This window comes from Burkholderia sp. NFPP32 (assembly GCF_900119325.1).
GTDB classification, from domain to species: domain Bacteria; phylum Pseudomonadota; class Gammaproteobacteria; order Burkholderiales; family Burkholderiaceae; genus Burkholderia; species Burkholderia pyrrocinia_C.
This window is the reverse complement of sequence record NZ_FPJP01000012.1, coordinates 177,830-199,566: the sequence shown is the minus strand read 5'-3', so window position 1 is coordinate 199,566 and position 21,737 is coordinate 177,830. Positions and strand designations below refer to the sequence as shown.

The following is a 21,737-nucleotide window of genomic DNA, read 5'->3' as shown; positions in this document are numbered from 1 at the left end:
GTTGTCTCCTGTCGACCCAAGTTGGCGCTTTAGCGCTTACTTGGGTCCCATGCTATGCGGTCGACCCAAGTTGGCGCTTTAGCGCTTGCTTGGGTCCCATGCTTTGCGGTTTTTATGGTTGACCGGAGCCGATACATCGGCACCCGATCCGGTTTCGTGCGAAGCAATACATGAATGCCGTGCCGGCCGGTGAATCCCGACGCGGCACGCGAACAGCCCGGTGCGGCTAGATGCAGCGCCCGCCGTCGACTTCGAGACAGACGCCCGTGATGAATTCGGCCTCGTCGGACGCGAGGTAAAGCGCCGCGTTCGCGATGTCCTGCGGGGTCGAGAAGCGGCCGAGCGGGATTGTCGCGAGGAAGCGGCTGCGGTTGTCGGGCGTGTCCTCGCAGCCCATGAATTCGGTCATCAGGGCCGTCTCGCCGAGCACGGGGTTGATGCAGTTCACGCGGATGCGGTCGGCGCCGAGCTCGGCCGCGAGCGACTTGCTCGCGGTGATCATCGCGCCCTTCGTGCTGTTGTACCAGACGAGGCCCGGGCGCGGCCGCACGCCGGCCGTCGACGCGACGTTCACGAACACGCCGCCGCCCTGTGCGCGGAAGTACGGAACGAAGGCCTGCACGCACCAGAACAGGCTCTTCATGTTGACCGCGTACACGCGGTCGAACTCGGCTTCCGTCACGTCGAGCACCGGCTTGTTGCGGTGCGTGGTGCCTGCGTTGTTCACGACGATCTGCACCGAATGGAAATCGTCGAGCGCGGCCTGCAGCAGCGCGTGCCAGTCGTCCTGCTTCGACACGTCGCCCGCCACCGCGATCGCCTTGCCGCCCGCGAGCGCGATCTCGCTCGCGACGCGCTCGGCCGCCGCGCCGTTCAGGTCGTTGACGACGACGTTCGCGCCTTCGCGCGCATACGTCTTCGCGATGCCTTCGCCGAAACCCGAGCCGCCGCCCGTGACGATTGCCGTTTTGCCGCTCAACCGCATGGTGTGTCTCCTGTGCTGGTTATGAGAGTCGTCGTGTTGCGCGATGCGGCCGGCCGCTGCCGGCCGCGTTTCGCGTGCCGTGCGTTCAGCCGTGCCGGATCGCGATCGTCTTCAGTGCGGTAAAGCCGTACAGCGCCTCGAAGCCTTTTTCGCGGCCGTGACCCGAGTGGCCGACGCCGCCGAACGGCAGTTCGACGCCGCCGCCCGCGCCATAGTTGTTGATGAACACCTGGCCCGCGCGCAGGCGCCGCGCGACGCGCATCTGGCGCGCGCCGTCGCGCGTCCAGATGCCCGCGACGAGGCCGTACGGCGTGCCGTTCGCGAGTGCGACGGCTTCGTCTTCGTCGACGAAGCGCATCGCGGCGAGCACGGGGCCGAACACTTCCTCCTGGGCGAGCCGGTGCGACGGCGGCACGTCGCGCAACAGCGCGGGCGCCTGGTAGAAGCCGCTTTCGGGCGCGTCGGCGACGACCTGCCCGTGCGCGGCCATCGGAATGCCGTCGTGCTGCGCGTCGGACAGGAAATCCCACACGCGCTGCTGCTGCTTCGCGTTGATCAGCGGGCCGCAGTCGAGGTCGGCGCGGCTCGGGCCGACGCGCAGCCCGTTGAACGCGGTGGCGAGGCGCTCGAGGAGCGGCTCGTAGACCGCGCGCTCGACCAGCACACGGCTGCCGGCCGAGCAGGTCTGGCCGCCGTTCTGCACGATCGCCGACACGAGCACGGGCAGCGCCGCTTCGAGATCGGCATCGGCGAACACGATCTGCGGCGACTTGCCGCCGAGTTCGAGCGTGACCGGCACGTGGTTCTCGGCCGCCATCTGCGTGACCAGCTTGCCGGTGGCCGGCGAACCCGTAAACGAGATGTGGTCGATGCCCGGATGGCGCGCGAGCGCGGCGCCGGCTTCATGGCCGTAGCCGGTGACGATGTTGAGCGCACCGGCCGGCAGCCCGGCCTCGGCGGCCAGCTCGGCGACGCGCAGCACCGACAGGCACGCATCCTCGGCCGGCTTGACGACGCAAGCGTTGCCGGCCGCGAGCGCCGCGCCGACGCTGCGCCCGAAGATCTGCATCGGGTAGTTCCACGGCACGATGTGGCCCGTGACGCCGTGCGGCTCGCGCACCGTCAGCACCGTATAGCCGGCCTGGTAGGGGAGGGTCTCGCCGTGCAGCTTGTCGGCGGCGCCTGCATAGAACTCGAAGTAGCGCGCGAGCGCGGCCGCGTCGGCGCGCGCCTGCTTCAGCGGCTTGCCGGTGTCGCGCGCCTCGATCGCCGCGAGTTCCTCGATGGAATCGGCCACGCGCGCCGACAGCCGCATCAGCACGCGGCCGCGCTCGGCGGCGCTCGCGGCGCCCCATGCGCCTGCGAACGCATCGCGGGCCGCGGCGACCGCGCGCTCGATGTCGGGCGCGGTGCCGCGCGCGATCGTCGCGAACGGCTGGCCGTCGGACGGATCGACGACCGCGATCGTTTCCAGTTGCGCGGGCAACGTCCATTCGCCCGCGATGAAGTGCTTCGCCTCTTCCATGCCTGCTCCTGTCGACATGCAATGCCGCTTGTGGTTCGACGGCCGGACATCCGGAACGATTATCGCGCCGATCGTCATCCGGACGCCACCGGTCGATTGGCTATAATGGCGCATTCCGTTGAGGGACGCCTGCGGCGGTGCATCGGCCGCGGCGCCCTGTCCCGAATTCCCATCGACCTACAGAGAGCGCTCATGAGCTTCAATCATGTTCCGGCCGGCAAGGACCTGCCGCAAGATTTCAACGTGATCATCGAGATTCCCGCGCAAAGCGATCCGGTGAAGTACGAGGCGGACAAGGAGCTGGGCCTCCTCGTCGTCGACCGTTTCATCGGCACGGGCATGCGCTATCCGGTGAACTACGGCTACATCCCGCAGACGCTGTCGGGCGACGGCGATCCGGTCGACGTGCTGGTGATCACGCCGTTCCCGCTGCTGGCCGGCTCGATCGTGCGTTCGCGCGTGCTCGGCATGCTGCAGATGACCGACGAGTCGGGCGTCGACGCGAAGCTGGTCGCGGTGCCGCACGACAAGATCTGCCCGATGACGGCGAACCTGAAGTCGATCGACGACGTACCCGAGTACCTGAAAGACCAGATCAAGCACTTCTTCGAGCAATACAAGGCGCTCGAGAAGGGCAAGTGGGTGAAGGTCGAAGGCTGGGCCGGCATCGAAGCCGCGCACAAGGAAATCACCGACGGCGCCGCGAACTACAAGAAGTAAGCGGCGCGCCGGCGGACGGCCGGTTCGTGTGAAACGCAAAACCGCGCGTGTCTCCTCAGGAGGCCGCGCGGTTTTGTTTTGCGCGCGCGGTTTTCTTGCGTGCGGAAGGCGATGCGGGCGCGGGCGGGGTGGTGGTATCCAGTGTGTCCTTCGCGCGTTCGGCGCGGCGACGGACAACGGAGATTTCGGTGGCTTCGGCGGATTTCGTGGCCGACGGGCGGCGGCGAACCGGTGCGGGCGCGACGGGTTTGCTGCTGGCTGCCGACGTTTTTCTTTTCGACGACGGGGACGCGGCCTGTTGGTCTTTTTTTGCCGGTGTGCCGCGCGACGAGGTCTTTTTTACGACCGCATCGCCGCCGGTCTTCGCGTTCTTCGCGACCGGCGCGGCTTTTGCCGCCTTTGGAGCATTGGCGGCTTGTCGGGTCTTCGCGGTTTTCGCAGACTTGATGGCTTTCTCGGCTTTCTCGGCTTTCTCGGCTTTCTCGGCTTTCTCGGCTTTCTCGGCTTTCTCGGCTTTCTCGGCTTTCTCGGCTTTTGCGGCTTTCTCGGCTTTTGCGGCAGGCTGCTCCGTTTCAGCCGTCTTCGTCGCGCTATCGACGTTCTCCGCTTTTGCCTTCACCTTCTTCCGTCCGCGCGCACCCGCCTTCAACCCGGCAGCCTCACCACTCCCGTCGACCGCCACACCAACCGGCAGCACCGATTCCAGCGTCCGCAACCCGGCCGCCAGCTCGCGCTTCTGCGTGGGCGTGAGTCGCTTCACCCAGTATTCGGCGCGCGACGCGCTCGACCGGTCGGGCAGCGGAAACGACGCGAGCACCGCGCGCGGCTTGCGCGAGCGCGTGTAGCGCGCGCCCTTGCCGGCGGCATGCTCGTCGAAGCGCGCGGCGACGTCGGTCGTGATGCCCGTGTAGACGCTGTCGTCAGCGCATTCGATCAGATACAGAAACCAGGACATGGCAGGGCGGCGGGATGCGAAGCCGCCAGTGTCTCAGAAAAGGCGTGCGTCAACGCCACCGATCGCCGTGTCCGTCGCGGAAGCGGCTCGGCGCCGCGCCGAGTTCGCGCGTGAAGAAACGCGTGAACGCGCTGGTGGACCGGAAGCCGACGCGCACGCCGATCTCGCCGATCGGCAATTGCGTATTCAGCAGCAGGTCGCGCGCCTCGCCGAGCCGCGCCTGCGCGACGAGCGCGTGAAAGCCGACGGCTTCGCGATGCAGCCGCCGGCGCAGCGTCCAGCGCGACATCGCGAAGCGCGTGCACACGTGCTGCATCAGCGTGTCGGTCGGCACGTCGGCGTCGTCGGAGGTACGCAGCCAGTCCCGCACGCATTGCTCGACGGACGAGCCGAACGTCGAGCGCACGCGAACCCGGTCGCGCGCGGCGTCGGCCGCATGACGCTGGATGTCGGCGAGCGGCGCGTTGTAGCGCTCGAACGGCGTGTCGAAGTGCGCGGAGCGCAGCACGATGCGGTTGTGCGCGGCATCGAACGACACCGGCGCGCCGAGCATGTCGCGCAGCGCGGCCGCGGGCGCGAACGCCCGGCCCGCAAATTCCGCGTCGCCGACGCGCACGTGCGGATCGTACAGGCGCGCGAGCGCCGCGAGGATCGCGAGGTTCGCGAGCGCGCTGCCCGCATGCCGGCCCTCTCCTTCGTTTACGTATTCGAGCGCGATCGCATCGCCGTTCTCGTGCGCGAAGACCCAGTCGACGTTGCCGATCAGCTCGCGATAGTGCAGGTAACCGTGCAGCGCGTCGCGCAGCGTCGCCGCGTTGCACGTGACGCCTGCGAGCTCCGGGAACGGCACGAGCCACGGCACGGCCTGCGGCGGCGAGCGGTGCCAGGACAGCGGCCATCCGCTCGTCAGTCGCATCGCGGCGACGTGCCGGTCGCCCGCGATGCGGCGCGTGTCGTCGGCCAGTTCGGCCGGGCCGATGCCGAGCGTCTCGTACAGCGGCGCGATGTCGATGCCGTTCGCGCGCGCGTCTTCGCACAGCCAGCGGTAGATCCGGACGGATACCGATTTCTGTCTCAACTCCATGTCTGTCTCCCTGTCGTCATGCCGTTCGGGTTTGTCCCCGCTGCGAGAGGTCAACGCATGCTCCTGCCGGTCAAGCGTGGTGACCGGTCGATTTTTAGACTCGGACGCTGGAGTGTGGCAACAAGTACAACAGATCGATTCAGGAGGATCAATGAAAACTTCGCTGTTCCGGTGTTCGACGATCGCGTCCGCGTGCGCGCTCACGGTGCTGCTCGCGTCTTGCGGCGGCGACGACATTCAGCCGGGCCCGGTTGCGCCGGCCGACCCCGATGCCGCGGCCGACCAGCGCGCGGCCGCGCTCGTCGCGCAACTGACGACCGACGAGAAGCTGCAACTCGTGCACGGCACGGGCATGCCCGCACTCGGCCTGGGCGGCCCGTTTCCGGCCGACGCGCTGAACGGCGCGAGCTACATCCCGGGCGTGCCGCGGCTCGGCATTCCGGGCGTCAGCAGCGCCGATTCGGCGGGCGGCGTGAACGTGAAGAACGCGCGCGTGACCGCGCTGCCCGCGCCGGTCGCGCTCGCGGCGACGTGGGACCCGGCGCTCGCGGGCACCTACGGCAAGCGCATCGCGCTCGAACTGCGCGCGCTCGGTTTCGCGGAAGGGCTCGGCGGCGGCGTGAACCTCGCGCGCGAGCCGCGCAACGGCCGCACGTTCGAATACATGGGCGAGGATCCGGTGCTCGCGGGCACGCTGAGCGCCGCGCGCACGAACGCGACGCAGGCGCAGAAGGTGATCGCGACGATCAAGCATTTCGCGTTCAACGACCAGGAAACCAACCGGATGACGATCGATTCGGTCGTCGACGAACGGACCATGCGCGAGGCCGAGCTGCTCGCGTTCGAGATCGGCGTGAAGGACGGTCAGCCGGGCAACGTGATGTGCTCGTACAACAAGCTCAACGGCGTGTATGCGTGCGAGAACCCGTATCTGCTGACGACGGTGCTGAAGAACGAATGGGGCTTCAAGGGCGTCGTGCAGTCGGACTGGGGTGCGACGCATTCGACGGTCGCGGCCGTACAGGCGGGACTCGACGAGGAACAGCCGGGCGCGGCCGACGACGGCAACGCGCCGCTCGGCTCGTTCTTCAACACGAAGCTGCGCGCGGCGCTGCAGGCCGGCAGCGTATCGGTCGCGCGGCTGAACGACATGGTGCAGCGCAAGCTGCGCACGCTGATCCGCATCGGCGTGATGGACGCGCCGCCGAAGCCGGGCGGTGCGATCGACGAAGCGGCGGGCAACGCCGATGCGCTCGCGATCGCGCGGCAATCCGCGGTGCTGCTGAAGAACGCGGCCGCGCCCGGCGATGCGCAGCCCGTGCTGCCGCTGGCGGCCGGTGCGCTCAAGTCGGTCGTCGTGATCGGCGGGCGTGCTGACGTGGGTGTGCTGTCGGGCGGCGGCTCGGGTGCGGTGCCGGCGATCGACGGCAATGCGGTGACGACCTGCCAGCAGCCGGCCGGCACGCTGTTCGGCGGCTGCGCGACCTGGTACAAGTCCGCGCCGCTCGCGGCGATCCGCGCGAAGGCGCCGAACGCGTCGGTCAGCTATCTCGACGGGAACGACGCGAATGCCGCCGCGACCGCGGCCGCGCAGGCCGACGTCGCGATCGTGTTCGCGACGCAGTGGCAGACGGAAGGGCTCGACCTGGCGAGCCTGTCGCTGCCTGATGCGAAGGCCGATCCGTACAACCAGCAGTACGACCAGAACGCGCTGATCGCGGCAGTCGCGGCGAAGGCGAAGCGCACGATCGTCGTGCTCGAGAACGGCAGCCCCGTGCTGATGCCGTGGCTCGCGAACGTACACGGCGTGCTCGACGCGTGGTATCCAGGCGTGCAGGGCGGCCAGGCGATCGCGGACCTGCTGTTCGGCGATGCGAACCCGTCGGGCCGGCTGCCGCTGACGTTCCCGAAGCAGGAAGCCGACCTGCCGCAACTGGCGATCGATCCGGCGAGCCGGCAATCGGTCTATGCGGAAGGCCTCGCGTACGGTTATCGCTGGTTCGACGCGAAGGGAATCGAGCCGCTGTTCCCGTTCGGCTACGGGCTGTCGTACACGACGTATGCGCTCTCCGGGATGACCGCGGCGGCTGACGCATCGGGCAACGTGACGGTCGGCGTGACGGTGACGAACACGGGCGCGCGGGCCGGCGTGCAGACGGTGCAGATCTATGCGGCGCTGCCCGCATCGCTCGGCGAACCGCCGAAGCGGCTCGTCGGCTGGACGAAGGTTGCGCTGCAGCCGGGCGAAGCGCGCACGGTCAGCGTCGTGGTGCCGGCGCAGCGGTTTGCGACCTGGGATGTAGGCACGCATGCATGGCGGGTGAGCGCGGGCAGCTATACGCTCACGGCCGCCGCGTCGTCGCGCGATCCGCAGGCGCTGTCGCAGGCGGTGTCGCTCGCGGCGCGCTGACCGGCCGCATCATGTGCAGGGCAGGCCCGGGGCGGCGCCCCGGCCGGCCCTGCGCCGAATTCGCCCGATGCGGGCGGCGCACGAGCCGTCTCGCGCTACTCGGTGCCGCGCCGGAACGGATCGTGTTCGCGCAGTTCGTCGACGTACGCGTGAATCTGCTCGGTCTCGCGTTCGAGAAAGCGCGCGACCGCATCCGAGAACGCCGGGTGCGCGAGCCAGTGCGCGGAGTGCGTGACGGTCGGCAGGAAACCGCGCGCGAGCTTGTGCTCGCCTTGCGCGCCGCCTTCGAACGTATCGAGCCCGGCCTCGATGCAGAATTCGAGCAGCTGATAGTAGGCCGTTTCGAAATGCAGGCAGGGCACGTGCTCGAGCGCACCCCAGTAGCGGCCGTATAGCGTGCCGCCGCCGTGCTCGCCGCGCCGATAGATGGCGAGCGCGCTCGCGATCGGCTGGCCGTCGGCTTCCGCGATCACGAGCAGCAGGTTCTCGGGCATCGTCGCGCCGATCGTGCGGAAGAAGTCGAGGTTCAGGTACGGGCTCGAAAAGTGTTCGCGGTAGGTCTGCCGGTAGCAGCGCGAGAAGAAGCGCCAGTCGGCGTCGGTGATCCGGTCGCCGGTGAGCCGCCGGAACGTCACGCCCGCATCGTGCACCTTGCGCCGTTCCGCGCGAATGTTCTTGCGCTTCTTCTGCTCGAGCGTGGCGAGGAAATCGTCGAAGTGGCGGTAGCCGTTGTTGATCCAGTGAAACTGCACGCCTTCGCGCAGCATCATCCCCATCGATTCGAGGAGCCGCGCTTCGTCGCCCGTCGGGAACAGTACGTGCAGCGACGACACGTCGCTCTGCTCGGCGAATGCGAGCAGCGTGGCCGCGAGCCGGCGGCGCGCGTCGTCGTCGGCCGCGAGCAGGCGCGTGCCCTGCACCGGCGTGAACGGCACCGCGCACAGCAGCTTCGGGTAGTAGGGCAGGTCGTTGCGCTGGTACGCGTCGGCCCACGCCCAGTCGAACACGTATTCGCCGTACGAATGCTGCTTCGCGTAGACGGGCGCGGCGGCAACGAGGCGGCCGGTGCGCGTATCGGTCAGCGTGACGAAGTGCGGCGACCAGCCGGTATCGTCGACCGCGCAGCGCGCGACGTGCAGCGCGTCGAGGAATTCGTGGCGCAGGAACGGCGTCGGCTGCGCGTCGCGCGCGAGCAGCGCGTTCCATTCTTCGGCCGGCACCTCCGCGGGAGACGACAGGATGCCCGTGCGATAATCGATGCGTTCGTGTTTCAAGCGTGAATCCGTACCGTTGGATGTTGCCGGACGCGTGCCGCCGTGGCCCGCGTCCGGGACGTTTTCGTCAGCCGTTCAGGGCGCGCCGCCGGGCTGCGCCGATCCCGTCATGAAGACCCGACTCGCTCTCGCCCAGATCAACGTCACCGTCGGCGATTTCGCCGGCAACGTCGCGCGCATCGTCGCAGCCGCGCGCGCCGCGCACAACGATGGTGCGCACCTGATGGTCGCGCCCGAACTCGCGCTGTCCGGCTATCCGCCGGAAGACCTGCTGCTGCGGCCCGCGTTCTACGCGGCGGCCGCCGCCGCGCTCGACTCGCTCGCCGACGCGCTGAAGGCGTTCGACGGGCTCGCGGTGCTGGTCGGCCATCCGTTGCGCGGCATGGGCGGCGCTCCGCTCGCGTCAGCCGTCGATGGTAATGCAAACCGCCCGATCGAGCGCGGCGTGCCGCCCACCGACACTTTCAACGCGGTGTCGCTGATCGTCGGCGGCGAGATCGTCGGCACCTACCGCAAGCAGGATCTGCCCAACGCCGAGGTGTTCGACGAGAAGCGCTATTTCGCGACGGACGCCGAGCCGCTCGTGTTCGAGCTGAACGGCGTGAAATACGGCGTGATCATCTGCGAGGACGCGTGGCACGCGTCGGCCGCGCAGATCGCGAAGGCGGCCGGCGCGCAGGTGCTGCTGATCCCGAACGGCTCGCCGTACCACATGAACAAGGAAGCGGTGCGCATCGACATCCTGCGCGCGCGGATTCGCGAGACCGGGCTGCCGATGGTGTACGTGAACCTCGTCGGCGGCCAGGACGAGCTCGTGTTCGACGGCGGCTCGTTCGTGCTCGACGCGCAGGGCGCGCTCGTCGCGAAGATGCCGCAGTTCGACGAAGGGCACGCGATCGTCGAATTCGACGGCGCGCGGCCGCTGCCCGGCGCGATCGCGCCCGAGCTATCGACGGATGCGCAGGTGTACCGCGCGCTCGTGACCGGCGTGCGCGACTACATCGGCAAGAACGGGTTTCCCGGCGTGCTCGTCGGGCTGTCGGGCGGCGTCGATTCGGCGCTGGTGCTGGCCGTCGCATGCGATGCGCTCGGGCCCGAACGCGTGCGCGCGGTGATGATGCCGTCGCGCTTCACGGCCGACATCTCGACCACCGATGCGGCGGAGATGGCGCGGCGCGTCGGCGTGCGCTACGACGAGATCGCGATCGCGCCGATGTTCGACGCATTCCGCGCGTCGCTCGCGGGCGAGTTCGCCGGCCTCGCGGAAGACGCGACCGAGGAGAACATCCAGGCGCGCATCCGCGGCACGCTGCTGATGGCGCTGTCGAACAAGTTCGGCTCGATCGTGCTGACGACCGGCAACAAGAGCGAGATGGCGGTCGGTTACTGCACGCTGTACGGCGACATGGCCGGTGGTTTCGCGGTGATCAAGGATATAGCGAAGACGCTCGTGTACCGGCTCTGCCGCTATCGCAACGAGACGGCCGACTACGTGCTGCGCAACGTGATCCCCGAGCGAATCCTGACGCGCGCGCCGTCGGCCGAGCTGCGCGAGAACCAGACCGACCAGGACAGCCTGCCGCCGTACGACGTACTCGACGCGATCATGCGGATGTACATGGAAGAAGACCGGCCGCTCGCCGAGATCGTCGCGGCCGGCTATGCGCAGGCCGACGTCGAACGCGTGACGCGGCTCATCAAGATCAACGAATACAAGCGCCGCCAGGCGCCGATCGGCATCCGCGTCACGCATCGCGCATTCGGGCGCGACTGGCGCTATCCGATCACGTCACGCTTTACCGAGCGTCTCGACTGACCCGTGCGCGGCTTGCCGCACGGCTTACTGCACGGCTTACAATCGGGATCGCGATTTTTCATCCAAACGAGCATTGAGGGACAACCATCATGAAACGCATCACAGCCATCATCAAGCCGTTCAAGCTGGACGAAGTCCGCGAAGCGCTCGCCGAAGTGGGTCTCACGGGCCTGACCGTGACGGAAGTGAAGGGCTTCGGTCGCCAGAAGGGGCATACCGAGCTGTATCGCGGCGCCGAATATGTGGTCGACTTCCTGCCGAAGATGAAGATCGAGGTGGTCGTCGCGGAAGCGCAGGTCGACCAGGTGATCGACGCGGTGATCGGCGCGGCGCGCACCGGCAAGATCGGCGACGGCAAGATCTTCGTGTCGGACGTCGAACGCGTGATCCGCATCCGTACCGGCGAAGAGAACGAAGCGGCCGTCTGAGCACCGTATTCGTCAGTGGGCCGTGCGAAACCGGCCCGCCAATAAAAAACGGTGCGATACCCGGTAGGGTACCGCACCGATACGCGCCTCTCGCAGCAGCGTGGAAAGTGTTGCCGAATCGTTCTTTGGACGGCGCCTGATCAGAACAGGTGCTGGATGCCGGCGTAGACGCCGGTCTGGCTGCCGCCCGGATGCGGGTTGCCGGTCGACACGGCCGTGCCCGCGCCGTTCGCGTTCAGGCTGAAGTTGGCTGTCGAGCTGTTGCGCACCGTCGCGACCTGCACGTCGAACAGCGTGCGCTTCGAGATGTTGTACGTGCCGCCGACCGTGTAGATGTTCGCGTTGCCGCCGCCGTGGTTCGCGTTCACGTGATACACGGCCGCGATCAGCGCCGCCGCCGGCGTGGCCTGCCACGTCACGCCGCCCCAGACCTGCTGGGTGCCGGTGATGCCGTTGTTGACGGCCGGGCCGCCGCTGCCGTCCGCGTGCGACGACTGGTAGGCGGCCTGCAGCTTGAACTGGCCGAGGAACACGTTCGCGCCCGCGAAGTATTCACGCGAGTAGTTGAACACGTCCGAGAAGCGGCCGTTGCTGTCGCGCGTTTCGTCGTAGATGCCGCGCAACTGGAACAGCGAGTTCGTGTAAGTGATCTGCGCGCCGGCTGCACGGCCCGGCTGGCCGGCCGTCGTGTTGCCGTTGAAGCTGGTGGAGTTCGAGAACGCAAACTGGCCGTAGAAGTCGAAGCCGTAGAACTGCGGCGACTGGTACGACACGTTGTTGCTGGTCTTGTTCCAGTTGCGGCCGCGCACCAGCGATGCCGACGACCAGCTCGACTGGCCCAGCGGATCGAAGTCCCACACGCCGTTCGCGATCGCGAGTTCGCGACCGAACAGCAGCGTACCGTAGCGGTCGTTCGAGATGCCGACCGTCGCGAAACGATCCCAGATCGAGCCGGACGTGCCGAGACCGCCGTTCATCGTGTTGAACGCGCCTTCGAGGTGGAACAGGACCTTGTTGCCGCCGCCGATGTCCTCGCTACCCTTCAAGCCCCACAGGCTCGTGCCCCAGTCGCCGCTTTCAGCGCGTACTCGGTGGCCGTCTTGCAGGCCGTTCATGTACTCGATGCCTGCATCCAGGCGGCCATACAGCGTGACGCTGCTCTGCGCGTGCGCCGTCACCACCCCAGCAGCCATCAGCGCGGCCGCGACCAAAGCTTTCTTCATCATCTCCTCCATACCCTGTCAAAAAGTCAACCCAGACTGCACGAGATGCCCGGAGCGCGAGCGCCGGGCAAAAGCGGGATAACCAGGGAGACCTCGTGCAGGGCCGGTAAGCGCGGCACGCGGGCAAGCAGACGGAAAACCGTTGAGCGGTCCCGCGCAGCCGGGTCGGCCTGCGGGGTCTCCTTGTATTGTCGTGAAGCTAAACTACATTTCACGAACTTCGTTTTGCTACTTTGGTTACTAATTTAGCAAAAATACAATTTTGTGGCGATGGAAATCGTTGTTTGACTAACACCTGTCGCCAATTTGCCATGCAACACAGTGCGCAACAGGTGCCATAAGGGTTCGCAATTACCGGAAAACCCTTGTCCCGCAAGGGAGACATGAATTCCGCGTACATGGGTCAAGGATTGCCACTATTGACGTTGCAGGGGCGCGGGCGTAAGCGCGAAAGAGGTGAAATCGGTAAGTATTTCGTAATGATTCGGCGGCCGCTGGATGCCGCTGTCCCATGCCTGCAACGCCCGCCGCATAAGGCGTGCGGCTGCGGCGTATCGAGTTCAGCCGGGGCCCGGCCGTGCGTCGAGCAACTGCGCGCGAATCCAGCGGTGCGCATCGGTGCGTGCATGCTTCGCGTGCGAGTAGACCTTCAGCGTGTAGCGAGGGATTTCGAACGGCGCGGGGAAGATGCGGATCGGCGCCGCGTGCCGCAGCGCCTGCGCGGCGCGGTTCGGCACGGTCATCAGGAGTGCGGATTCCGCGATCACGAACGGCGCGGCGAGCACGGTCGGCAACTGCACGGCGACCTGCCGCGCGAGGCCGAGCCGGTCGAGCACGTAGTCGACGACGCCGCGCGCTTCGTTCCACGGCGTGACGACCACGTGGCGGGCCGCCAGGTACTGGTCGAGCGTCAGCCGCCGGCGGATGTCCGGATGCGCGGCGCTTGCGATCACGACGTAGTCGTCGGAGAACCAGTCGAAATCCTCGATACCCGGCGCGTCGGCCGTCGATTCCTCGTGGTAGCCGAGCGCGAAATCGATGCGGCCGGCCGCCAGCTCGTCGACGGAAATCTTCCGGTCGGAATGCACGACGCGGATTCGCAGCCGCGGCGCGACATGCTGGATGCGGGCGAGGAACGCCGGCAGCACCGCGAACGCCGTGTAGTCGGTCGCGGCGAACACGAACGTGCGATCGCTTTGCGCGGGATCGAAGCGGCGCGCGCGGGCGAGCCCCTTCGACATCGCGTCGAGCGCGTCGCCGGCCCACGTGGCGATGTCGTCGGCGCGCACGGTCGGCTGCATCTCGTTGCCGAGGCGCACGAACAGCGCGTCGCCGATCGCGTCGCGCAGCCGCGCGAGCGCGTGGCTCAGCGCGGACGGGCTCATCGCGAGCTCGTGCGCGGCCGCGGCGACCGACCGGTGGCGGTACAGCGCGTCGAACGCGAGCAGCAGGTTCAGGTCGAGACGGCGCAGGTCGGGATGCATCATGTTCAGGTCAAGATGAAGAAACTGCACTTCCTGCAGGCTTGGCATGAACGTAGCATGACGGTCCGATCGGCGCCAGCGCGGTTGCGCGGCGCCGTTTTCCGTTTCAAGTCCGGGCCGGAGGAGGGCTCAACTCGTGCAAATCGACATCCGTACTGCCACCGTCGCCGACGTGCCGCTGATCCTGCGTTTCATTACCGAGCTGGCCGTCTACGAGAAGGCGGAGCATGAAGTGATCGCGACGCCAGCGTCGCTCGAGCGTAGCCTGTTCGGCGAAGGTTCACCGGCGCGCGCGCTGGTGTGCGAGGTCGACGGCGAGCCGGCCGGCTTCGCCGTGTATTTCTTCTCGTATTCGACCTGGCTTGCCCGGCAGGGGCTGTATCTCGAGGATCTGTACGTGTCGCCGCGCTTTCGCGGCGCGGGCGCCGGGTTGCGGCTGCTGAAGGCGCTCGCGCGGATCGCGGTCGAATCGGGCTGCGGGCGATTCGAATGGAGCGTGCTCGACTGGAACGAGCCGGCGATCCGTTTCTACGAGAGCGTCGGCGCCGCGCCGCAGAGCGAATGGGTGCGTTACCGGCTCGCGGGCGACGAACTGCGCGCGTTCGCCGACGGCGCGCCGGTGAGCGCCGCGTAAACGCAAAACGGGCGCCCCGCGGGGCGCCCGTTCGCACGTCGTGCGTTGCGTACGTTACGTGCGTTACTTGAGGCTGCCCGACAGGAACCCGCGCAGGCGTTCGCTCTTCGGGTTGGCAAACACCTCGGCCGGCACGCCTTCTTCCTCGACGCGGCCCTGGTGCAGGAACATCACGTGATTCGACACGTTGCGCGCAAAGCCCATCTCATGCGTGACGACGATCATCGTGCGGCCTTCCTCGGCGAGCTTCTGCATCACCTTCAGCACTTCGCCCACCAGCTCCGGGTCGAGCGCAGACGTCGGCTCGTCGAACAGCATCACGTCCGGATGCATTGCCAGCGCGCGCGCGATCGCGACACGCTGTTGCTGGCCGCCCGACAGGTGCGACGGATACTGCTTCTCGACGCGCGGCGCGAGGCCGACCTTCTCGAGATACGTACGCGCGCGATCCTCGGCTTCCTTCTTCGGGATGCCGAGCACGTTCACCGGTGCTTCCATCACGTTCTCGATCACGTTCATGTGCGACCAGAGATTGAAGTGCTGGAACACCATCGACAGCTTGGTACGCACGCGCTGCAACTGCTTCGGATCGGCCGCGCGCAGCGCGCCGGCCTTGTCGAGGGCGGTGCGTACTTCCTCGCCGTCGACGAAGATGCGGCCGGCGTTCGGCTGTTCGAGGAAGTTGATGCAGCGGAGCATCGTGCTCTTGCCGGAGCCGGACGAGCCGATCACGCTGATCACGTCGCCGGCGTTCGCCTTCAGCGACACGCCCTTGAGCACCTCGTTGCTGCCGTAGCGTTTGTGGAGATCGTCGACGAAAAGCTTCTGGGTCTGGGAATTCATCAATAGTCCTGCGGAAACTTACTTGCCTTGCGGGCGCAGATACGCGAGCCAGCGGCGCTCGGCCTGGCGGAACAGCCACACGAGCGCGAACGAGATCGCGAGGTAGAGCAGGGCGGCGATGCCGAACGCGTGGAACGACATGTAGGTGGCCGAGTTCACGTCGCGGGCGATCTTCAGGATGTCCGGCACGGTCGCGGTGAACGCCACCGTCGTCGCGTGCAGCATCAGGATCACTTCGTTGCTGTACAGCGGCAGCGCGCGGCGCAGCGCCGACGGCAGGATCACGCGGCGGTACATCGTGAACGGCGTCATCCCGTACGCGCGCGCGGCTTCGATCTCGCCGTACGACGTCGCCTTGATCGCGCCCGCGAAGATCTCGGTGGTGTACGCGCAGGTGTTCAGCGTGAACGCGAGCAGCGTGCAGTGCATCCCGTCGCGGAAGAACGCGTCGAGCATCGGCGTGCCGCGCACGGCCTGCAGGCTGTAGAGGCCCGTGTAGCAGAGCAGCAGCTGCACGTAGAGCGGCGTGCCGCGGAACACGTATGTATAGAGCCACACGGCGCTCGACAGCCACTTCCTCTTCGATACGCGCGCGACCGCAAGCGGTACCGACAGGCAGAAGCCGAGGCCGATCGACACGACCAGCAGCCACAGCGTGATCGCGACGCCGGTGATGCGATAGCCGTCGGTGTAGAGATAGTTGCGCCAGTATTCTTGGATGAGTTCGATCATAGGTCAGCCTTGCGGACGCCGGTCGAGTAGCGCTTTTCGAGCCACATCAGCACGAAGTTCGAGATCGTCGTGATGGCGAGGTAGACCGCTCCCGCGATCAGCGTGAAGAAGAAGAACCGCAGCGTGCCCTTGCCGGCGTCCTGCGACGCCTTCACGACGTCGGCCAGGCCGATGATCGACACGAGCGCGGTCGACTTCACGAGCACCTGCCAGTTGTTGCCGATGCCCGGCAGCGCGAAGCGCATCATCTGCGGGAACATGATCCGCGTGAATACCTGCCAGTTCGTCATCCCGTACGCGCTGCCGGCCTCGAGCTGGCCGCGCGGCACCGACAGGAACGCGCCGCGGAACGTCTCGGTGAAGTACGCGCCGTAGATGAAGCCGAGCACGAGCACGCCGGCGAGGAACGGGTCGATGTCGATCTGGTCCCAGCCGAGCGCGTCGGTCGCGATGTTCAGCCAGATCTGCAGGCTGTAGAACAGCAGCAGCATCAGCACGAGGTCGGGCACGCCGCGGATCAGCGTCGTGTAGACGGTGCCGATGCCGTGCGTCACGCGGTTGCGCGACAGCTTTGCACCCGCGCCGAGCAGACCCAGCAGGAACGACAGCGCGAGCGAAAGCACCGCCAGTTTGACGGTTTGCCAGGTGCCTGCGAGGATCAGCGGGCCGTAACCTTGTAGAAACATATGTGGTCCCTGGTGTGGTCCCTGAGGGCGCACGCGGTGCGCCGCGAAAGACGCGCCCGCCAAGCTGCGCGGAACGCCCCGTGCGTATCATGACCGTCCGCCCCGGCAACGGTGCCGGGCCAGCCCGTCGCGCGAGCGGCGGGCAAGGGGGCGGGCGGCGCGTGGTTGACTGCCAGTACTGCCCGGACGCAGGGCCGCCCCCGCATCCGTTGCTTCTTCTTGTCGGCGCTCAGCGGGCCGAAGCCGAATAGACGCTGAACGAGAAGTACTTGTGCGACAGCCGGTCGTACGTGCCGTCCTTGTGCATGTCGGCCAGCGCGTTGTTGATCTTGAGCTTCAGGTCCGTATCTTCCTTGCGCAGGCCGATCGCGGTGCCGTCGCCGATCGTTTTCGGATCCTTCACTTCCGGCCCGGCGAATGCGAAGCCCTTGCCGCGCGGCGTGCGCAGGAAGCCGTAGTCGGCCTGCAGTTCGTCCTGCAGCGTCGCGTCGAGGCGGCCCGAGCCGAGGTCGGTATAGACCTGGTCCTGATTCTGGTAAGGAATGACCGTCACGCCCTGCGGTTCCCAGTACGCCTTCGCGTAGGTTTCCTGCGTCGAGCCCTGCTCGACGCCGACGCGCTTGCCTTTCAGCGACGCGACCGTCGGCAGCAGCGGCGAGCCGGTCTTTGCGATCATCCGCGCCGGTGCGTCGTACACCTTGTCGGAGAAGTCGATCTGCTCGCGGCGCTTGTCCGTGACGGTCAGCGACGACACGATGACGTCGTACTTCTTCGCCTTCAGCGCCGGGATGATCCCGTCGAGGTCCTGCGCCACCCACACGCATTTCACGTTGATCCGCTTGCAGATCTCCTTGGTGAGATCGACGTCGAAACCGACGATCTCGCCGCTCGGCGCGGTCGACTCGAACGGCGGGTAGCTGGCATCGACGCCGATCCGCACGGTCTTCCACTCCTTCGCGAAGGCGCTGCCCGCCACGAGGGCGAGGGCGGCGCACAGGGCGGCCTTCTTCATTTCCATCCTTCTGTTGCTGACTTTCCGGGGGCGCTCGCGGCCGGTCGGACCGGGCGCCGCGGCGTATTCTAGACGGCCAAAATTCGCCGATCGGCGTTCTGGCGATGGCGGCCGCCGGACGGGCGAACGCCAAAAGGGCGGTATTTTACCCGAACGCGATACCCGGAAAACGGCAATCCGGCGCGATCGATCGATTCTTCGATTCTTCGATTCGGCTGTTGCGGCAATCGCGGTATTCTCGGCGGGTATTGCGTCAATTGCGGTCGTGGATGCAACGATCCGGCGCGCGGTCGATGGATTGCGGCGTGGACGCGATCACGTTCGCACGCGGCCGCGCGGCCGAGGTGTTGCTGTTCGACGTCGTGTGAAACAAAAAAAGGGACGCGAGCCGGTGCCCGCGTCCCCTTCGGCGCCGCTCCGCGGAGCGGCTTGCCGGCTTACTGCACCGGCGCCGATGCGCCCTTGGCCGCACGATGCTGTTCCCAGCGCTCCTTCATCTTCTCGTGGCGCTGTTGCATCTGCGCGTACTGCTGCTTGAGCGCCGTGCTGACCGTGGTCTTCTGCTGGTCGTTCAGTCCGTTGTAGAACGCGAGCCACGCGGCTGACGTCTGTTCGCGCAGTTGCGCGTTCTGCTGTTCGGCCTGCTGGCGCGCGGCGTGCATCGCGTTCAGGTCGAGGATCGGCTGGTTCTGCTGCGCCTTGAACTGCTCGCGCATCTGCTCGTGGCTCTTGCGCATCGCATCACGGTTCTGCTTCATCGTATTGACGGCCGTCTGCCATTGCTGTTCCTGCGACGCGTTGAGCTTCAGCTGGTCGTGCAGTTTCATGATTGCGCCGAACGGGCCGCCGTCGTGCCCGTGCATCTGGTGCATGCCGGGGCCGCCCGGCGGCGGCATGTCGGTGGGCTGCGCGGCATGCGCGGTGCCGAATGCGAGAGCGAGCACAGTGGCGGCCGCGATGGCCGCGCGGGAAGTCTTCTTATACATTTCAGAAACTCCTTGTATCCAAAGGGTCCGGCGATGCGGTACGGGGAAAGCCGTGTACCGCATCCGGTAAGAAGCAGGTTAGCGATGCCGGCCCCGGCCGGTGTTACGTGGGGCGGCGGCCCGGTTACCGCGCATTACAGTTCCCTTGCGCGGTAACCCGCAGTAACCCTTTCATCCCTTTGTTTCGTTCTTCGACTCCGCCCTCGCGCGGTAAACTTCGAGCCATGACTACCCAGATCCTCATCGTCGACGACGACCAAGAACTCCGAGACCTGCTGCGCGACTATCTCGTGCGCCAGGGGATGGAAGTGTCCGTGCTGCACGACGCGGCGACGCTCGAGAAGCGTCTCGAGCGCGAGCGGCCCGACCTGATCGTGCTGGACCTGATGATGCCGGGCGTGGACGGCCTGACCGCGCTGCGCCAGTTGCGCGCGGCCGGCGACGACATTCCCGTGATCATGCTGACCGCGCGTGCGGACGACGTCGACCGCATCGTCGGGCTCGAACTCGGCGCGGACGACTACCTCGGCAAGCCGTTCAACCCGCGCGAGCTGCTCGCGCGCGTGCAGGCCGTGCTGCGCCGCCGCCGCGCGACGCCGTCGGCGGCCGCGCCCGAACAGCGCGAACCGTTCGCGTTCGGCCGCTTCGTGCTCGACTTCCAGGCGCGCACGCTGTCGGTCGACGGCAAGCCGGCGACGCTGTCGAGCAGTGAATTCGCGCTGCTGAAGATCTTCGTGAACCATGCGCTGCGCACGCTCACGCGCGAGCGGCTGCTCGAGCTGCTGCACGGGCCCGAGTACGACGGCACCGACCGCGGCATCGACGTCCAGGTGTGGCGCCTGCGCCGCATCCTCGAAACGGATCCGTCGACGCCGCGCTTCATCCAGACGGTCCGCGGGCGCGGCTACGTGTTCGTGCCCGACGGCGAGGCCCATGCGCAAACCCATTGATTCGCTGTTCGGGCGGCTCGCGCTGCTCGTCGTCGGCGTCCTGCTCCTGTCGCACTTCGCGTGGTTTTTCGCGATGCGGCTCGAGCGCAACCAGATGCAGACGCGCTACGCGGTCGAGGAGGCCGCGTTCCTGGTCGACGCGGTGCGCCAGCACGTCGAACGCACGCCCGACCAGCCGTTGCCGTCGCGCGTGCGGCTCGTGACGCCGGACAGCGCCGACGTGCCGAACGGCGATCTGTCGAACCTGCCGGCGGCACTCAAGCGGTTCCGCGACGATGTCGGCGAGCGGATGCCGCCCGGTACGCGCGTCGAGATCGGCGCGCCGGGCCATCCGCCGGTGCTGTGGGTCAAGGAGCCGACCGACCGCAACTGGATCGTGGTGCCCGTGCAGCCGCTGCGTCCGCCGCGCTCGCTGGACCGGATGCTGTTGTGGCTCGGTACGATCTTCTCGGCTGGCGTGATCGCCGCGCTGTTTGCGGCCTGGCAGCTGCAGCAGCCGCTGCGCTCGCTCGCGCGCGCGGTCGCGCGCTTCGGCCGCGGGCAGCCGGTGCCGCCGCTGCGCGAGCGCGGCCCGCGCGAGCTGCGCCAGCTCACGCATGGCTTCAACCAGATGGTCGAGCAGGTGTCGCAGGCCGACAACGACCGCGCGGTGATGCTGGCGGGCGTTGCGCACGACCTGCGCACGCCGCTTGCGCGGATGCGCCTGCGCGCGGAAATGATGGACGACGCGCGCTTGCGCGACGGCGTCGTGCGCGACGTCGACTCGATGTCGCACATCGTCGACCAGTTTCTGGTGTTTGCGCACGGCGGGTCCGATCGCAGCGAGCCGGTGCCGGTCGACCAGGCGTGCGAGCGGATCGCACGCAGCTATCGTGCGGTCGCGCCGAACGCACCGACGGTCCAGACGCGGCTCGACGCCGATCCGGGCTTCCGGCTGCCGACGGCGACGCTCGACCGGATCCTGTCGAACCTGCTGGACAACGCGCATGCGTACGGCGCGCCGCCCGTATTCGTCGAGACGGCGCGCACGCCGACCGGCTACGTGCTGGCGGTCAGCGACAGCGGCGGCGGGATCGCGCCGCGCGACCTCGCGGTCGCGACGCGGCCGTTCGTGCGGCTCGACCCCGCACGCGGCGGCAACGGCCACAGCGGGCTCGGGCTTGCGATCGTCGAGCGGCTCGTGCTCAGGCTGGGCGGGACGTGCGACATCGGCAACCGCCCCGAAGGCGGCCTGCGCGTCGCGATGACGTTCCCGTTCGAGGTCGTGCCGAAGGACGAACCACACGAACAAGCCGCGTAAGCGGCTGCGGCGCCTGCCCGAGCAGGCGCCGCGCGGCGTCATTCGCCGAACAGCGTGCCGAGCGTCTCGGCTGCATTGCTGTCGATCGTGTTGTAGGTCACGGTGGTGGCCTCGAAGATGTAGACGGTCGTATAGCGGCCGAGGCGCTCCAGGATTTCCTCCTGCAGCGATTCCGGCACGACGTTCATGTTCAGGTACCACGCCGTCGACGACAGCCGCGTCTGGAACGACCCGTACTCCTGCATCAGTTCGTAGAACGCGTCGGCATCCTGATCGCGGCAGACGATCACCAAGTTTCCTGCCATTCCCTTCCTCCCGCTCGTCGATCGATCCCCGAGGTCTGTTTACGTATGGAGCGCGCATGCGTTGCCACGAGAACGGCCGCAACAGACCCTGGGGGCTAGCCCCGATCATACCCGCTTCGCCTTGTCCGGCTGTTGATGCCCGGCACGGTTTGCACCCGCGTGCCGATGGCGGGTTCACGGCCGGCCCGGATCACGGCATAATTCGGGCCTGCATGCCGGCCGAAGGACTGCGGCCGGGCTGCTCCGTACCGTGCACCCGCCGCCCGCGCGCCGGGCACGATCCGTGCGCCGCCTGCGCGGCGGCCGCCGTCGCGCCGTCCCCGGACGGTTGTACCTGAAATACAGGTTGGTGTAGTGTCGTGCCGTCGCGGGCCGACTCGACCGC

At 67.4% G+C, this 21,737-nt stretch carries 21 protein-coding genes; 8 read left to right on the top strand and 13 right to left on the bottom strand.

The window, feature by feature from the left end; genetic code table 11:
- Positions 1 to 226: 226 nt before the first annotated feature.
- Complete coding sequence (locus tag BT264_RS22620) at positions 227 to 985, bottom strand: SDR family oxidoreductase (RefSeq protein ID WP_072440900.1); 759 nt, start codon at positions 983 to 985, stop codon at positions 227 to 229.
- Positions 986 to 1,070: 85 nt separating this feature from the next.
- Positions 1,071 to 2,510 carry an aldehyde dehydrogenase family protein gene (locus BT264_RS22615; protein WP_072440956.1) on the bottom strand — a complete coding sequence of 480 codons (1,440 nt, stop codon included), beginning with the start codon at positions 2,508 to 2,510 and terminating at the stop codon, positions 1,071 to 1,073.
- A gap of 192 nt (positions 2,511 to 2,702) precedes the next feature.
- Between BT264_RS22615 and ppa the strand changes: the two genes are divergently transcribed.
- Positions 2,703 to 3,230 carry an inorganic diphosphatase gene (gene ppa / locus BT264_RS22610; RefSeq protein WP_034178734.1) on the top strand — a complete coding sequence of 176 codons (528 nt, stop codon included), beginning with the start codon at positions 2,703 to 2,705 and terminating at the stop codon, positions 3,228 to 3,230.
- A 55-nt stretch (positions 3,231 to 3,285) separates the two neighbouring features.
- Here ppa and BT264_RS22605 read toward each other — a convergent pair whose 3' ends face one another.
- Positions 3,286 to 4,185, bottom strand: coding sequence for a GIY-YIG nuclease family protein (locus tag BT264_RS22605; protein WP_072440898.1), 900 nt, complete (start codon positions 4,183 to 4,185; stop codon positions 3,286 to 3,288).
- A 49-nt stretch (positions 4,186 to 4,234) separates the two neighbouring features.
- Positions 4,235 to 5,269 carry a helix-turn-helix transcriptional regulator gene (locus BT264_RS22600; RefSeq protein WP_072440897.1) on the bottom strand — a complete coding sequence of 345 codons (1,035 nt, stop codon included), beginning with the start codon at positions 5,267 to 5,269 and terminating at the stop codon, positions 4,235 to 4,237.
- Positions 5,270 to 5,420: 151 nt separating this feature from the next.
- Between BT264_RS22600 and BT264_RS22595 the strand changes: the two genes are divergently transcribed.
- The gene (locus BT264_RS22595) at positions 5,421 to 7,679 is read left to right on the top strand and encodes a glycoside hydrolase family 3 C-terminal domain-containing protein (protein WP_072440895.1); all 2,259 of its coding nucleotides are present in this window, start codon (positions 5,421 to 5,423) and stop codon (positions 7,677 to 7,679) included.
- Positions 7,680 to 7,774: 95 nt separating this feature from the next.
- Here BT264_RS22595 and BT264_RS22590 read toward each other — a convergent pair whose 3' ends face one another.
- Positions 7,775 to 8,953: a GNAT family N-acetyltransferase gene (locus BT264_RS22590; protein WP_072440893.1), complete on the bottom strand. Its 1,179-nt coding sequence runs from the start codon at positions 8,951 to 8,953 to the stop codon at positions 7,775 to 7,777.
- A gap of 109 nt (positions 8,954 to 9,062) precedes the next feature.
- Between BT264_RS22590 and BT264_RS22585 the strand changes: the two genes are divergently transcribed.
- Positions 9,063 to 10,769 (top strand): NAD+ synthase, encoded by a 1,707-nt coding sequence (locus tag BT264_RS22585; RefSeq protein ID WP_072440954.1) that lies wholly within the window; start codon positions 9,063 to 9,065, stop codon positions 10,767 to 10,769.
- Between the two features lie 89 nt (positions 10,770 to 10,858).
- The gene (locus BT264_RS22580; RefSeq protein WP_006398637.1) at positions 10,859 to 11,197 is read left to right on the top strand and encodes a P-II family nitrogen regulator; all 339 of its coding nucleotides are present in this window, start codon (positions 10,859 to 10,861) and stop codon (positions 11,195 to 11,197) included.
- Between the two features lie 140 nt (positions 11,198 to 11,337).
- Here BT264_RS22580 and BT264_RS22575 read toward each other — a convergent pair whose 3' ends face one another.
- Both BT264_RS22575 and BT264_RS22570 read right to left on the bottom strand, forming a co-directional pair.
- On the bottom strand, positions 11,338 to 12,423 hold the full coding sequence (locus BT264_RS22575; RefSeq protein ID WP_072440952.1) for a porin: 1,086 nt from the start codon (positions 12,421 to 12,423) through the stop codon (positions 11,338 to 11,340).
- 557 nt (positions 12,424 to 12,980) lie between these two features.
- On the bottom strand, positions 12,981 to 13,907 hold the full coding sequence (locus BT264_RS22570; RefSeq protein ID WP_072440891.1) for a LysR family transcriptional regulator: 927 nt from the start codon (positions 13,905 to 13,907) through the stop codon (positions 12,981 to 12,983).
- Between the two features lie 133 nt (positions 13,908 to 14,040).
- Between BT264_RS22570 and BT264_RS22565 the strand changes: the two genes are divergently transcribed.
- Positions 14,041 to 14,538: a GNAT family N-acetyltransferase gene (locus tag BT264_RS22565; protein ID WP_072440889.1), complete on the top strand. Its 498-nt coding sequence runs from the start codon at positions 14,041 to 14,043 to the stop codon at positions 14,536 to 14,538.
- A gap of 63 nt (positions 14,539 to 14,601) precedes the next feature.
- Here the strand turns inward: BT264_RS22565 and BT264_RS22560 are convergent, their stop codons facing one another.
- The 4 genes from BT264_RS22560 to BT264_RS22545 all read right to left on the bottom strand — a co-directional run bounded on the left by BT264_RS22560 (position 14,602) and on the right by BT264_RS22545 (position 17,811).
- The gene (locus tag BT264_RS22560; RefSeq protein WP_072440887.1) at positions 14,602 to 15,381 is read right to left on the bottom strand and encodes an ABC transporter ATP-binding protein; all 780 of its coding nucleotides are present in this window, start codon (positions 15,379 to 15,381) and stop codon (positions 14,602 to 14,604) included.
- A gap of 18 nt (positions 15,382 to 15,399) precedes the next feature.
- Positions 15,400 to 16,113: an ABC transporter permease gene (locus BT264_RS22555; RefSeq protein WP_072440885.1), complete on the bottom strand. Its 714-nt coding sequence runs from the start codon at positions 16,111 to 16,113 to the stop codon at positions 15,400 to 15,402.
- Positions 16,110 to 16,799, bottom strand: a complete 690-nt coding sequence (locus BT264_RS22550; RefSeq protein WP_034184766.1) for an ABC transporter permease — start codon at positions 16,797 to 16,799, stop codon at positions 16,110 to 16,112. The genes BT264_RS22555 and BT264_RS22550 overlap by 4 nt, the downstream gene beginning before the upstream one ends.
- A gap of 229 nt (positions 16,800 to 17,028) precedes the next feature.
- Complete coding sequence (locus tag BT264_RS22545; protein ID WP_143155758.1) at positions 17,029 to 17,811, bottom strand: ABC transporter substrate-binding protein; 783 nt, start codon at positions 17,809 to 17,811, stop codon at positions 17,029 to 17,031.
- Between the two features lie 104 nt (positions 17,812 to 17,915).
- Between BT264_RS22545 and BT264_RS38495 the strand changes: the two genes are divergently transcribed.
- On the top strand, positions 17,916 to 18,179 hold the full coding sequence (locus tag BT264_RS38495; RefSeq protein ID WP_143155757.1) for a hypothetical protein: 264 nt from the start codon (positions 17,916 to 17,918) through the stop codon (positions 18,177 to 18,179).
- 69 nt (positions 18,180 to 18,248) lie between these two features.
- Here the strand turns inward: BT264_RS38495 and BT264_RS22540 are convergent, their stop codons facing one another.
- Positions 18,249 to 18,797, bottom strand: a complete 549-nt coding sequence (locus tag BT264_RS22540; protein WP_072440881.1) for a Spy/CpxP family protein refolding chaperone — start codon at positions 18,795 to 18,797, stop codon at positions 18,249 to 18,251.
- Between the two features lie 224 nt (positions 18,798 to 19,021).
- Here BT264_RS22540 and BT264_RS22535 point away from each other — a divergent pair, with 224 nt between their 5' ends.
- Positions 19,022 to 19,747 carry a response regulator gene (locus tag BT264_RS22535; RefSeq protein WP_009693256.1) on the top strand — a complete coding sequence of 242 codons (726 nt, stop codon included), beginning with the start codon at positions 19,022 to 19,024 and terminating at the stop codon, positions 19,745 to 19,747.
- Positions 19,731 to 21,047, top strand: coding sequence for an ATP-binding protein (locus BT264_RS22530; RefSeq protein WP_072440880.1), 1,317 nt, complete (start codon positions 19,731 to 19,733; stop codon positions 21,045 to 21,047). Before BT264_RS22535 ends, BT264_RS22530 begins: the two co-directional genes overlap by 17 nt.
- 38 nt (positions 21,048 to 21,085) lie before the next feature.
- Here BT264_RS22530 and BT264_RS22525 read toward each other — a convergent pair whose 3' ends face one another.
- Positions 21,086 to 21,352: a double-stranded DNA-specific endonuclease gene (locus tag BT264_RS22525; protein WP_011545926.1), complete on the bottom strand. Its 267-nt coding sequence runs from the start codon at positions 21,350 to 21,352 to the stop codon at positions 21,086 to 21,088.
- Positions 21,353 to 21,737: the final 385 nt, after the last annotated feature.

What these genes read in the sequence shown, in the direction of transcription:
- BT264_RS22545 (WP_143155758.1), bottom strand. Translation starts at nt 17,811, where the DNA reads ATGAAGAAGGCCGCCCTGTGCGCCGCCCTCGCCCTCGTGGCGGGCAGC.
- BT264_RS22570 (WP_072440891.1), bottom strand. Translation starts at nt 13,907, where the DNA reads ATGATGCATCCCGACCTGCGCCGTCTCGACCTGAACCTGCTGCTCGCG.
- BT264_RS22555 (WP_072440885.1), bottom strand. Translation starts at nt 16,113, where the DNA reads ATGATCGAACTCATCCAAGAATACTGGCGCAACTATCTCTACACCGAC.
- BT264_RS22575 (WP_072440952.1), bottom strand. Translation starts at nt 12,423, where the DNA reads ATGATGAAGAAAGCTTTGGTCGCGGCCGCGCTGATGGCTGCTGGGGTG.
- BT264_RS22605 (WP_072440898.1), bottom strand. Translation starts at nt 4,185, where the DNA reads ATGTCCTGGTTTCTGTATCTGATCGAATGCGCTGACGACAGCGTCTAC.
- BT264_RS22580 (WP_006398637.1), top strand. Translation starts at nt 10,859, where the DNA reads ATGAAACGCATCACAGCCATCATCAAGCCGTTCAAGCTGGACGAAGTC.
- BT264_RS22585 (WP_072440954.1), top strand. Translation starts at nt 9,063, where the DNA reads ATGAAGACCCGACTCGCTCTCGCCCAGATCAACGTCACCGTCGGCGAT.
- BT264_RS38495 (WP_143155757.1), top strand. Translation starts at nt 17,916, where the DNA reads ATGGCGGCCGCCGGACGGGCGAACGCCAAAAGGGCGGTATTTTACCCG.
- BT264_RS22535 (WP_009693256.1), top strand. Translation starts at nt 19,022, where the DNA reads ATGACTACCCAGATCCTCATCGTCGACGACGACCAAGAACTCCGAGAC.
- BT264_RS22600 (WP_072440897.1), bottom strand. Translation starts at nt 5,269, where the DNA reads ATGGAGTTGAGACAGAAATCGGTATCCGTCCGGATCTACCGCTGGCTG.
- BT264_RS22530 (WP_072440880.1), top strand. Translation starts at nt 19,731, where the DNA reads ATGCGCAAACCCATTGATTCGCTGTTCGGGCGGCTCGCGCTGCTCGTC.
- ppa (WP_034178734.1), top strand. Translation starts at nt 2,703, where the DNA reads ATGAGCTTCAATCATGTTCCGGCCGGCAAGGACCTGCCGCAAGATTTC.
- BT264_RS22595 (WP_072440895.1), top strand. Translation starts at nt 5,421, where the DNA reads ATGAAAACTTCGCTGTTCCGGTGTTCGACGATCGCGTCCGCGTGCGCG.
- BT264_RS22560 (WP_072440887.1), bottom strand. Translation starts at nt 15,381, where the DNA reads ATGAATTCCCAGACCCAGAAGCTTTTCGTCGACGATCTCCACAAACGC.
- BT264_RS22615 (WP_072440956.1), bottom strand. Translation starts at nt 2,510, where the DNA reads ATGGAAGAGGCGAAGCACTTCATCGCGGGCGAATGGACGTTGCCCGCG.
- BT264_RS22540 (WP_072440881.1), bottom strand. Translation starts at nt 18,797, where the DNA reads ATGTATAAGAAGACTTCCCGCGCGGCCATCGCGGCCGCCACTGTGCTC.
- BT264_RS22525 (WP_011545926.1), bottom strand. Translation starts at nt 21,352, where the DNA reads ATGGCAGGAAACTTGGTGATCGTCTGCCGCGATCAGGATGCCGACGCG.
- BT264_RS22620 (WP_072440900.1), bottom strand. Translation starts at nt 985, where the DNA reads ATGCGGTTGAGCGGCAAAACGGCAATCGTCACGGGCGGCGGCTCGGGT.
- BT264_RS22550 (WP_034184766.1), bottom strand. Translation starts at nt 16,799, where the DNA reads ATGTTTCTACAAGGTTACGGCCCGCTGATCCTCGCAGGCACCTGGCAA.